9 protein-coding genes are annotated in these 12,047 nt (G+C 41.7%); all 9 read right to left on the minus strand.

The genetic code is table 11. The features are described from left to right. Positions 1-5: 5 nt before the first annotated feature. The 9 genes from LI112_RS10910 to LI112_RS10950 all read right to left on the minus strand — a co-directional run bounded on the left by LI112_RS10910 (position 6) and on the right by LI112_RS10950 (position 11,844). Positions 6-959, minus strand: coding sequence for a GTP-binding protein (locus tag LI112_RS10910; RefSeq protein ID WP_005426265.1), 954 nt, complete (start codon positions 957-959; stop codon positions 6-8). 21 nt (positions 960-980) lie between these two features. Then, entirely contained in the window at positions 981-2,168 is a 1,188-nt protein-coding gene (locus tag LI112_RS10915) for a CobW family GTP-binding protein (RefSeq protein ID WP_117628044.1), read from the minus strand. 186 nt (positions 2,169-2,354) lie between these two features. After that, positions 2,355-2,588: a hypothetical protein gene (locus LI112_RS10920; RefSeq protein ID WP_022387919.1), complete on the minus strand. Its 234-nt coding sequence runs from the start codon at positions 2,586-2,588 to the stop codon at positions 2,355-2,357. 189 nt (positions 2,589-2,777) lie between these two features. Next, positions 2,778-4,664 carry a 1,4-alpha-glucan branching protein GlgB gene (glgB, locus tag LI112_RS10925; protein ID WP_227190700.1) on the minus strand — a complete coding sequence of 629 codons (1,887 nt, stop codon included), beginning with the start codon at positions 4,662-4,664 and terminating at the stop codon, positions 2,778-2,780. Between the two features lie 235 nt (positions 4,665-4,899). Continuing rightward, the gene (locus tag LI112_RS10930; protein ID WP_227190701.1) at positions 4,900-6,360 is read right to left on the minus strand and encodes a polysaccharide deacetylase family protein; all 1,461 of its coding nucleotides are present in this window, start codon (positions 6,358-6,360) and stop codon (positions 4,900-4,902) included. A gap of 138 nt (positions 6,361-6,498) precedes the next feature. Then, complete coding sequence (gene nagA / locus LI112_RS10935; RefSeq protein WP_227190702.1) at positions 6,499-7,602, minus strand: N-acetylglucosamine-6-phosphate deacetylase; 1,104 nt, start codon at positions 7,600-7,602, stop codon at positions 6,499-6,501. After that, positions 7,599-8,900 (minus strand): trigger factor, encoded by a 1,302-nt coding sequence (gene tig, locus LI112_RS10940; RefSeq protein WP_227190703.1) that lies wholly within the window; start codon positions 8,898-8,900, stop codon positions 7,599-7,601. Before tig ends, nagA begins: the two co-directional genes overlap by 4 nt. 26 nt (positions 8,901-8,926) lie before the next feature. Continuing rightward, positions 8,927-10,273 (minus strand): polysaccharide deacetylase family protein, encoded by a 1,347-nt coding sequence (locus tag LI112_RS10945; protein WP_055066251.1) that lies wholly within the window; start codon positions 10,271-10,273, stop codon positions 8,927-8,929. Positions 10,274-10,293: 20 nt separating this feature from the next. Beyond that, complete coding sequence (locus LI112_RS10950) at positions 10,294-11,844, minus strand: polysaccharide deacetylase (protein WP_117593103.1); 1,551 nt, start codon at positions 11,842-11,844, stop codon at positions 10,294-10,296. Positions 11,845-12,047 lie beyond the last annotated feature (203 nt).

The following is a 12,047-nucleotide window of genomic DNA, read 5'->3' on the forward strand; positions in this document are numbered from 1 at the left end:
CTGTATTAATTAAAATAAACCATTTCGTCTTCCAGTGGATCACACTGCTCTACATGCTCCGCATCAAGTACGATACCTTCTTCACCCTGGTATTCGTTACGTTTCTCAATGCCGACTTTGGCTGTAACTTCTACCCATTCTCCCGGCGTCAGTTTCGGCGCATATGCGCTCTTACATACATAACCAAGAAATGTAGTATCATCTGCACAGCAAGTCATGGCTGTACGTCCCGGAACAAAGAATTTACTTCCCATTCCGCGAGGTTTCATGACTCTTGCTTTAAACTTGACTGTTTTGCCTTCATAATTTTCCGGATGATCCATTGCATCCACAAACCAGATGCCATAATCTTCCGGAAGAATCTCGATAACCGGCGCATTCATATCAAATGGCATTTCATCCTGGAAAATATCACCCAGCTCGCCTTCTTCATCCTCAAAGATAACTTCTGCTCTCTGATTTGCGACCTTGATTCCACGTCGATAAGTCGGAAGTGGATCTTCCTTTTTGCAACGGTTGAAGATAACCATATCTGTATTTTTTATCATATCCATAAAAATGGATTTCATATTCGCCATATACATCTGGAAAGTACTTCCATCTACACAGGTAATCTGCTGTTCTACTCCCCAGCCTGTCGGCAGCTGCGTTTTTTCAAAATTGCTTACCAGCCACATGCCATTATATTCTATGATAACACGCTCCGGCTGATGAAGAATATCCATGGCAACCAGTCTGTCTGTTGTAAAGTCTTCCTCATTTTCAATTACCTCCACAACAGTATTATTGGCTTCAAGAATTGCCGGATCGTATTCTTCCTCCCCTTCCTCACAGAGGATCAGAAGTGTCTTTCCATCCGTATGGAAATAATCCTGCTGTATGGTAAAACTCAGGAAAGAAGTCTTGCCACTTTCCAGGAAACCGGTCATTAAATAAATCGGTACTTTGATCTCATCCATTGTCTGTATTCTCCTCTATGATTACAGGCCAAAAAGCTCAGCCAGTTTGTCCTCATTCAGTTTAGATCCGATCACGCAGAGACGACCTGTATATTCCGGTGCGCCTTCACGGATTTCTGTTTCTTCCGGAACCATATCAAAATAAATCCATGTTCCATCTTCTGCCGGAAGCATTCCTTTTGCACGGAGAATGATTCCATATTCATCAGATGCAGAAAGAGCTTCCAGCATCTTCTCAAGATTTTCTTTTGTATATTTCTTAATTGTCTCACGACCCCAACTTGTAAATACTTCATCTGCATGATGATGGTGATGGTCATGATGGTCGTGTCCACATCCGCATTCATGATCATGGTCGTGATGATGATGCTCATGTTCTTCATGAGCGTGGTCATGTCCGCATCCGCATTCTTCATCATGGTCGTGATGATGATGTTCATGTTCTTCATGAGCGTGGTCATGTCCGCATCCGCATTCTTCATCATGATCGTGATGATGATGCTCATGTTCTTCATGATCATGGTCATGATGATGTTCGCCATGTTCATGCACATGTCCGCATTCCGGGCATACCTCCTCTTCTTCCATCAGCTCATCTGCCAGAGATACCGGATGCTCCATAACCTCCAGAAGTTTTTTACCTTCCAGTTTCTCGATCGGTGTTGTGATGATCGCTGCTTTGGAGTTAATCTCACGAAGCAGTTCCAGTGATGCCTGTGCTTTTGCTTCGTCAACAATATCTGTACGACTCATGATGATCGCTCCGGCATATTCAACCTGATTGTTGAAAAATTCACCGAAATTTCTCATATACATTTTGCATTTCTTTGCATCAACAACAGTAGTGTAACTGTTCAGAACCAGTCCTGTTTCTTCCTCTACGCCCTGTACTGCTTTAATGACATCAGATAATTTGCCGACACCAGATGGCTCGATCAGAATTCTGTCCGGGTGATATTTGCTGATAACTTCTTTCAAAGATGCACCAAAATCACCAACCAGTGAACAGCAGATACATCCTGAGTTCATTTCACGGATCTGGATTCCGGCTTCTTTCAGAAATCCTCCATCAATGCCGATCTCACCAAATTCATTTTCAATCAGTACGACCTGTTCCCCCTGAAAGGCATCTTTCAGAAGTTTCTTGATTAGTGTTGTTTTACCGGCTCCAAGGAAACCGGAGATAATGTCAATTTTAGTTTTTTCCATGATTGCATTTCCTCTCTTTCTGCCCATGGGCAAAATGATTGCTAAATTACTTTATATTATTTGTTTTATACCGCTAACTTATAACGCAATTTGACCAGGAGGCATAAAATACCCCCTGGTTATTATCCCTTTATATGGGTAATGGGGACATGAACCAGTCACGTCCCCACTCTATACTCTCTAAAATCAACCGTTGATCATGAAGCTGAGAAGTTTGTCGATATCTTCTTTCTCATATGCTACGATCTCAAGTTCCGGAATTTCTCCGCCGGAGAAGATGTTTGCAAGAGATACGTACTGGGACAGTTTGGATTTGAGGTTCAGTCTGTCACCTTCACCTGTTACCAGTTCAACTTTGCCCTGGCAGCTGTCTACTACTTCAAAAAATTTCTCGATGTCTTTAATATTAGATACTTTCATTGTAAATCTCCTTTCAAAATCTTTTTTTTATGTTCAACTTACTGCATTTCATGTAAATACTGAGTTTCCAAATGATTTTCCTCAGTCGCGTTCAGTATAACCTATATTTTCTTAAATTGCAACGATTTTATTTGTTAAATTTATATAATTATCGATGCGCAAAATTGGTTAATTCTCACAATGAAATTATCAATAAGTAAACACCGCAACACCATATCCTGGCAGTGGATAGTCAAACGAAAACTCTCTGTGGTCACATTCCTGTACCTCTGCTTTAAATACCTCCGGTTTCTCCAAAAGTCCATGTTCATTCATGATCAGTTTATACTGTTTTTTCTTTGGAACACCGACACGATAATCCGGGCGGTCAACCGGCGTAAAGTTTACAATAAACAGAAGGTTATTTCTCTTTGTAGGAGATTTTCTTACCAGACTGAAAATACTTCTGTATGCATCGTCTGCATTGATCCACTCAAATCCGTCAGGATCGTTGTCCCCTGCATACAATGCAGGATACTTTGTATACATATGTAAAAGCGTCTTTACAAACTCCTGAAGATCCTGATGTGGTTTTTCATTCAGAAGATACCAGTCAAGCTCCCTCTCCTCACTCCATTCACGCAGCTGTCCAAATTCCTGTCCCATAAACAGAAGTTTTTTGCCTGGATGGAACAGCATAAATGCATACGCAGCTTTCAAATTACGAATCTTTTCTTCCGGATAGCCTGGCATCTTATTAACCATAGAACATTTCAAATGTACAACTTCATCATGCGAGATGACAAGGACATATTTTTCACTGTATGCATAAGTCATAGAAAATGTCATCTTATTGTGATTGTCCTTACGGAAATATGGATCCAATTTCATGTATTCAAGAAAATCATTCATCCATCCCATATTCCATTTCAAAGAGAATCCAAGTCCTCCATCTTCAGCTTTTCCGGTAACCTGTGGCCATGCGGTAGATTCTTCTGCTATCATGACCGTTCCATGATTTCTTCCAAGTACAACGGTATTCAAATGTTTGAAAAACTCAATTGCTTCAAGGTTTTTGTTATCACCATATTTATTAGCAACCCACTCGCCATCCTTCTTTCCATAATCCAGATAAAGCATAGATGCTACTGCATCAACACGAAGTCCGTCTACATGACACTCTTCAATCCAGTAGAGTGCATTGGCAATCAGGAAGTTTTTGACCTCCGGACGGCCATAGTTATAAATCTTGGTTCCCCAGTCCGGATGTTCTCCCTGTCTCGGATCTTCATGTTCATATACTGCTGTACCGTCAAAATTTGCGAGGCCTTGTGCATCTTTCGGAAAATGTGCCGGTACCCAGTCCAGAATAACTCCAATCTTATTACGGTGCAGATAATCGATCATATACTTGAAATCCTGAACAGAACCATAACGGGAGGTTGGTGCATAATATCCTGTGACCTGATATCCCCATGAGCCATCAAACGGATGCTCGGCAATTCCCATAAGTTCTACATGTGTATAACCCATTTTCTTTACATAGGCAGCAAGTTCATGTGCCAGTTCACGGTAATTATAAAATCCCGGATCATCTTCATCTTTTGCTTCATGTTTCTTCCAGGAACCAGGGTGTACCTCATAAATGGCCATAGGCTCTCTGATTTCATCAAATTCCGGACGTCTTTTCATCCAGGTAGTATCTTTCCATTTATAATCAGAAATGTCCGCAATTCTGGATGCAGTGCCAGGTCTCAGTTCTGCTTCATTGCCATATGGATCAGCTTTGTATAATTCTTCGCCATGATAGCCGATAATATAGAATTTATAGAGATCTCCAACCTTTGCTCCGGGTATAAATGTCTCATATACCCCAATTGGTCCGACTTTCTTCATTGGATTTGCCTGTGTATTCCAGTTATTAAACTCTCCAACAACAGAAACTGATCTGGCATTTGGTGCCCACACAGCAAAATATACACCTTTCTTACGCCTCTGTATCGTCGGATGGGCTCCTAATTTCCTGTAAATGTCATAATGGGTTCCCTGTCCGAACAGATATTGATCCAGCTCTGTAAACTGCAACTTCTCTCCCATTCAAACGTACCTCCCTTAACAGCTATTTTATTCCGGCACTCTTCACAACTCTGCGCCTCCCATCAGCATTATGCACATTTATTATGCTGATATTTTGCATTTTTATAGACATATTATACCAATCCATAATGTTCCCGTCAATTAAAATAAGAAATTACAAGTACACAAAAAAGAGGACTTGTCCGATTGCGCTTTCGAACTTGTCCTCTTTTGTGGATTCTTATTTTATATAGAATTAATATCCTGTATCATACCCATCTCCGGAGTCCTCATCTGCATAATCACTTCCGTCTCCGGAACTGTCATCATAAGATCCATCGTCTGAGCTGTTATCTCCGGAACTGTCATCTGATGAACTTCCATCCCCGGAAGAGTCATCGCCTCCTGAGCTGTCATCTCCGGAAGAACTGTCGGAACTCTCATCACTTCCATCACTGACATCACTGCTGTCCGAAGAGCCTGTATCACTTACATCAGAACCGTCATCTGAGGTAGTACCATCTGATACCGCTGTACCATCACTGCTTCCGTCAGAAGAACCACTGTTATATCCTGCAACGATACCCTTCTGAAGTGAACTGTCCCAGAAATCAGAATAGTTTGCATTCTGTAAAGTAACTCCCTTGGCTGCTGCAAGCTCACTGACAGTCATCAGCTTATAACCCTTCTGCACAAGTTCCGGAATCATCTTGATCGCAGCCTGTACGGATGGCTCATGAATATCATGCATCAGAATGATCGAACCGTCAGTAAGATCTCCGTTCATAATCTCATTATAGTCTTTGTCAACATCCTTATAACTCCAGTCAAGAGAATCCAGCGACCATGTAAAGAATGGTTTCTGTACAGTAGCAATGATATCATCACTCCAGTTTCCATATGGTGCTCTGGCAACACTTGCCTTCTGTCCACATGCCTTCTCCAGAGCTGCATCTGTATCTGAAAACTCTTTGGCAACTGCATCCATATCAAGATCATACAGATTCAGATGATCCCAGGAATGAGATCCGATCTCACATCCAATGTCTACCATTCGCTGAACTTCGCTCTGCCAGTTCTCAACATTCTGTCCGAGCATAAAGAATGTCGCATGTGCATTATTCTGTTCCAGGCAGTCCAGAAGCTGGTCTGTATACTCTCCCGGGCCATCATCAAACGTAAATGCAATTCTTGTCTTATGCTGACTCGGATCATACGTTCCGTCATCACTGAAATAATAGTCATCAAAACCAACACTTACCCAGCCGGTCTGTGTATAACCATTGTCTCCAAAATAATATGTAGAACCATCTATTTCCTGCAGGCCGCCTGCATAATATGTACCATCCGAGTTCTGATACCATTTTCCGTTCTCATCCTCATGCCAGCCAGCAGTCAGCTGTGAAGCCTTTGTCAGATCACTCGCACCCTTCAGCGGTTTACGGATTGCTGCATTTGTGTCTTTTTCTATCTGTGTCTCAGTTCCTGAATCTCCCGTATTGGTATTCGCATTCGTATCTGTTTCTGCCTGTACCTGTGCCGGTTTATCTGTATTTTTCCCTCCGACCCGATTAATGACCGGAAGAATGATTCCTCGTATCACAAAGACAAATACGAGAATTATTGCAACAATATACGCGCCTTTTTTCATCATCTGACGACGTCTTATCTGCTGTTGCTTTTTGCGCATTCGTTCACGCAATACCCTTTTATCCATCTACTCCACCTGCTGTATTTTTCTATAACTTTTTTGTCTATTTATTATCATAACGCATTTAATTCTGAAATACAATCACAATTCCTGAACTAAATCAAGTTATTCTGTGAATGATGATTCAATACTTCAGCAGGTATATCAGATAACTCTTTTTAATTCAAAATTCTCTGTTACCAGAAGAAGATCTGCCTCTTTACCTGTATGAACAGACCCTGTTCTGTCATAAATCCCAATACTTCTTGCCGGATTTCTCGTGGCTGCAAAAATCGCCTGGTCTACAGGCACACCAAATTCTATTGCCTTGCACATACAGCCAAACAGATTTGTCGCAGATCCTGCCAGTGTTCCGTCTTTCAGCACTGCCTTGCGGTCCTTCACAGTTACTTCCTGTCCGCCGAGCTCATATGTACCGTTTTTCATCCCTGTTGCACGCATGGAGTCACTGATCAGAATCACTCTTTCCGATCCGAACATTTTGAATGTTGTTCTGATCACGGATGGATGGATATGGTAACCATCACAGATAAGTTCCACCATACATTCCGGATCATCTGCTGCAGCTCCGATCAGTCCCGGTTCTCTGTGGGCCAACGGCTGCATCGCATTATAAAGATGCGTTACATGATGTGCCCCCAGTGCCATTGCTTCTGACGCACATTCATAATCTGCCGCTGTATGTCCCAGAGATATCTGTACTTCACTCTGCATTTTCCTGATAAATTCCATCGCACCGCTGACATTCGGTGCCAACGTTACCAGTTTAATCCTTCCACCGGATACTTCATTCAATTCCCTTACAAAATCTGCATCCGGTTCCGTGATCCATTCTTCGACATGTGCGCCCTTCTTAACAGGATCCAGAAACGGTCCTTCCATATTGATACCTGCAACCGTTGCTCCATCGCCGGACTTTTCTGCTTCCCTGATCCCTTTGAAAATCTTCTTAAGCTGTTCCTTCGGAAGTGTCATGGAAGTCGGACAATATGATGTTATTCCACTTTGTCTCTCATATCTTAAGATTTTTTTCAGACCTTCCGGATCACCGTCAGAAAAATCTTCCCCATATGCTCCATGGCTGTGGATATCCACAAGACCGGGAATCACCATAAGACCCTCGGCATCTATAACTTCCTCTTCAGCGGTTGCTTCAAATGCCTCTGTCAGTCTGTGATTTCTGATATAAAGTGTTTCCTTGCAAAAACTTCCATCTTCCTGAAAAACATTTCCATTTTTTATGATCATCCTTCATTTGCCACATCATCTTCCGATGCAGTTTCCTCACTTTCTTCTGCAGTGTCACTGCTATCTTCCTCTGACGCATTATCTTCTATAGTGTCTTCTGCAGCATCAACTCCTGTGTCTTCACTTTCCGGATCTGCATCTTCATTTGCCACATCAGCTTCTGTTGCAGAAGTTTCATTTACTGTCGCATTATCCACTATAAAACGTTCCACACGCATCAGTGCCAGTGATTCATTTACTTCCTGTTCACCATAATATGCAACCAGCTGATCAAAACTCTCATAACCATATTCTGATAACAGTTCGTCTTTTAATGTCTGTATATCGTCATCATCAAGGCTGAGTCCTTCTGCATCCATGATTCCCTGAACAATAAGGTTCTGTTCCACTTTGGATTCTGCATACTGCTGGCAGTCTTCCTCATAATCTTCTTCAGACATTCCCTGAGCCTTAAGGAAATCAGACATTTCCATACCTGCTTCTTTGACATAATTTTCATTGAGTTTTTTGTATGATTCAACCGCCTTATCCACATCTTCTTCCGGATATTCTTTTACTTCAGAATTTGCGAGTACTTCGCTCCAGGCATTACTGTAAAGATCATAATCTGCTGATTTTGTCTCATTTTCTTCGAGTTCTTTTTTGACGGCTGCACGATACTCGTCAACTGTCTTGTATTCTGTATTGGCAGCTACCCACTCATCATTCAGTTCGGAAGGCCGCGCGAACTTCTGCAGCGTAACTTTAAACACAACCGGTTTACCGGCAACAGATTCTTCATAGTAATCATCCGGGAAAGTCAGGTCCAGTTCTTTTGTCTCTCCCTTTTTCATGCCAATGATTCCATCCTCGAATCCATCGATCATTCCGCCCTCGCCAATCACAAGATCATAATCTTCTGCAGAACCCCCATCAAATTCTTTTCCGTCTATCGTTCCGGTAAAATTAATCGTTACCGAATCGCCCTCTTCTACTGTTCCGTCATTTACCTCTGTTCCTTTTTCTTCAAGATTATAATCGATCTCTGCCTGTACATCATCATCCGTTACAGTAACCGATGCTCTGTCCAGTGTCAGTCCCTTATATTCTCCAATCGTAACATATTTTGAAACATCAGAAACAGACACCAGTCTGACTGCCGAAGCAGATGTTTTTTTATCTGAGGATGCAGAATCTTTTTTATTCCCTGTATCCTGTGTTGTCTCGGTTTTGGTTTCTTTTGTATCAGATCCGCCACATGCTGTAGCAGATAAAGCCATGCACATTACCAACATCGCTGCAACTGTTTTTTTCTTCATAATAAAACTCCTTTCAAATCTGCATATCACATTTCTGGTACCGGTGTCGGTCTGGAAGAATCCCATACCTCAGATACATCAAAAAGATCGCTCAGCATATCCGGGTTATAATACATTCTGTAACCATCCAGATTTCTTCTTCCCTGTCGGAAATACTGATCTGTGATCTGTACAAAGTACTGACTGGAATCTACATTACAGAAGTAGTCATAACCCGCACTCTTATAATACTGAAATTTCGGATTATCAGAAGAGTAACCTTCCCAGTCACCAATATCTGCACCAAACGCAAAGATGATCATATCTGTATCTCCAAGGATCGGGGCTACATTTGCTTTCCATTTCTCATCGTCTGTCTTAAGATCCTCAGCAGAACGCTCTGTTGCATTCATATGTCCCCAGGTATGGCTTGCGAATTCCCATCCCTCTGCCTTCATGGCATCTGCCACTTTGGTCGCATCTTTTACATCCTGGTCATAATCGAAATCAGGATGATCTTCCAGGAATTTCTTCTGGTCATCCTGAAGGTTTTCGCCGGTCTTATATGCACTGTCTGTTCTGTATCCCAGTACTCCGTTATAACCGGTCATCGCAAGGATTCCCTTACGTCCATGATAGGAAAAATCCGGATGTTCTTTGATAAAAGAATCCAGAAGCGGTACCAGATCATAATCTCCGACTAAAACATTTCCGTCAGCATCAACATATTCGTTCTTTACCTCTCCATTCTCGTCAAGTACAAGTTTGGATGCACAGCCATCGCCGTCCATATAATGGTAATAGCTGACATCATCCTGCGAAAGGACAAACGGAATCTTACCCTCCGGAACCATGATCTTGCCCCTGCTCATCGTACCGTCTTTATTTACCGTTGCCATATCATGTGGACTTACCAGTACATAGCCCTTGTCATACATGATCTGAATGATCTTATTAAACTCACTGACTGTTGTCATGACCTGATTATAATTTCCGGATTTTGAATCTCCATCAAATGCTCTGGATGTGTCCTCGATCAATGTATGAAAAAATACATGTGTGATTTTTTCAAGAGGATATTCAACCAGTGATTTTTTCGCAATCTGACATTTTGCAGCAAGATCCATGTAATCTTTATTTTTTGTAAAATCATCCTGCTTTTTCAGCAATTTGATTGCCTCATCATAATTATACTGCTGATACATGATCGCTGCCTGATCAAGCACAGAATCAGAAGTTTCTGTGTCTGCAGATTCTTTTGAATCCTCTGCATCTGCATAAACGTTCTGTATCATTTTAGATCTTATGCCGTCTGTAACCGGCAGATAACCACTTCCCCCTGTCAGTGCTGCTGCAGTAAGTACTGCTGTAAGTATTAATGCTCTTTTTTTCATTCTTTATCCCCTTTTATCAGTTATGCCATTGGCGGCACCGGTGTCGGTCTTACCGGATCAAAAACACTCTTTACATCAAAAAGATCCTCCAGAAGCTCCGGGTGGTAATACATACGGTATCCGTCCAAATTTCTTCTCCCCTGACGGAAATACCGCTCTCTTATCTGTACATAATATTTACTTGAATCTACATTGCAAAAATAATTGTATCCTGCACCTTTTAAATATTCGAATTTATCGCCGTGATAATCCTCCGGTCCACAGAGGTCTGTACCAAACGCAAATATAATGATATCTGTACCTCCGATCAGCGGATCTACATTATCTTTGAATTTCCGGGTATCGGTCTGAAGTGTTTCCAGTCCTATCTGCCCTACATTCTGATGCCCCCAGGTGTGACTTGCAAAAAGCCATCCCTCTGCTTTCATGGCATCTGCGACTTTCTTGGCGCCCTCTCTTTCTTTCGCCAGGCTGAAATCAGGATGTGCATCCAGCCATTCAACCTTATTGGCATCCAGATCATCCGGACGTGTCTCATAGCTCTGGTCTGTACGATATCCTAGAATACCATTATAACCGGTAAGTGCCACGATTCCTTTTGCCCCTCTGTATGAAAAATCCGGATGTTCTTCTACAAAACGGTCGATCAGCGGAACCATATCATAATCTCCGACAGAAACGCTTCCATCATCCTCTATATATTCGTTCCGGATTTTTCCATTCTCATCAACAACCAGCTTCGATGCATATCCATCACCATCCATATAATGATAATAACAGACATCGTCCTGTGAAAGAACAAACGGAATCTTCCCTTCCGGGAGAAGGATCTCTCCTTCTGTTATATTGCCATCAGCATCTGCCTTAGCCATATCATAGATACTGACCATGACATAGCCTTTCTCATACATAGTCTCTGTAATCTTGTTGAATTCATCGATCGTTGTCATAACTTGATTGTAATCAGCTTCTTTATAGTCTCCATCAAATGCTTTAGATGGATCTTTTATCAGTGTATGATAAAAAACATGTGTAACTTCTTCCAGTGGCCAGGACTTACAGGAAGCTTTTATTTCTTCATATTGTTTTACCGCATCCTGCATTTCTGTATTCTTTTTATAGCCACTGTATTTCTGAAGCAGGCTGATTGCCTTGTCATAATCATATTGTACCGCGAGAAGCTTCGCATCTGCCAGAATTTCCTCCGGGGTTCTCTCATCCACTTCCAGATCTGAACGACTCTGTTTCACCGAATCTGTCAAAGTCGGCTCCGATGAGTCCTTTTCTGCTGATTTTTTTGATGAAACCTGACTTTGCCTGCTTTCTCTGGTCACAAAACTGACGATTCCGGTGACTGCACTCACTGCTACCACTACGGTAACAACGGCCATGCTTCCCAATACGATCAATTTTTTTCTTCGTTCCTGCTTTTTTATGCGGTGTTTTCTTGCCTGGCGTCTCTCGCGAAGTGCCTTTTCCTGCTCTTCTGACAAACGTTCCATTTCTTTTATTTCATCTGAATACAGTTTATTCTGACTGGTATTTTTATTTCTGTCGTTTTTCTTCTCCATACTAACTCTCCAGGACCTTTGTTCTGTAATTCTTAGTGTACCCACAAATAAATTTATCTTTCAGATTTTTCTAAAAACCGTAAATTTATTATACCTGTTTCTCTGTACCTTTGCTACAACTTTTCCTGTTCTTTATGGAATTTTATGAATTGTAGGTTTGTCAAACATATGTTACACCCCGATCAATAAATTCCCTCAGAACA

Origin of the sequence: Blautia sp. 210820-DFI.6.14 (assembly GCF_020558815.1) — a bacterium.
Lineage (GTDB): Bacteria > Bacillota > Clostridia > Lachnospirales > Lachnospiraceae > Blautia_A > Blautia_A obeum.

What these genes read in the sequence shown, in the direction of transcription:
- LI112_RS10910 (WP_005426265.1), bottom strand. Translation starts at nt 959, where the DNA reads ATGGATGAGATCAAAGTACCGATTTATTTAATGACCGGTTTCCTGGAA.
- LI112_RS10915 (WP_117628044.1), bottom strand. Translation starts at nt 2,168, where the DNA reads ATGGAAAAAACTAAAATTGACATTATCTCCGGTTTCCTTGGAGCCGGT.
- LI112_RS10920 (WP_022387919.1), bottom strand. Translation starts at nt 2,588, where the DNA reads ATGAAAGTATCTAATATTAAAGACATCGAGAAATTTTTTGAAGTAGTA.
- glgB (WP_227190700.1), bottom strand. Translation starts at nt 4,664, where the DNA reads ATGGGAGAGAAGTTGCAGTTTACAGAGCTGGATCAATATCTGTTCGGA.
- LI112_RS10930 (WP_227190701.1), bottom strand. Translation starts at nt 6,360, where the DNA reads ATGGATAAAAGGGTATTGCGTGAACGAATGCGCAAAAAGCAACAGCAG.
- nagA (WP_227190702.1), bottom strand. Translation starts at nt 7,602, where the DNA reads ATGATCATAAAAAATGGAAATGTTTTTCAGGAAGATGGAAGTTTTTGC.
- tig (WP_227190703.1), bottom strand. Translation starts at nt 8,900, where the DNA reads ATGAAGAAAAAAACAGTTGCAGCGATGTTGGTAATGTGCATGGCTTTA.
- LI112_RS10945 (WP_055066251.1), bottom strand. Translation starts at nt 10,273, where the DNA reads ATGAAAAAAAGAGCATTAATACTTACAGCAGTACTTACTGCAGCAGCA.
- LI112_RS10950 (WP_117593103.1), bottom strand. Translation starts at nt 11,844, where the DNA reads ATGGAGAAGAAAAACGACAGAAATAAAAATACCAGTCAGAATAAACTG.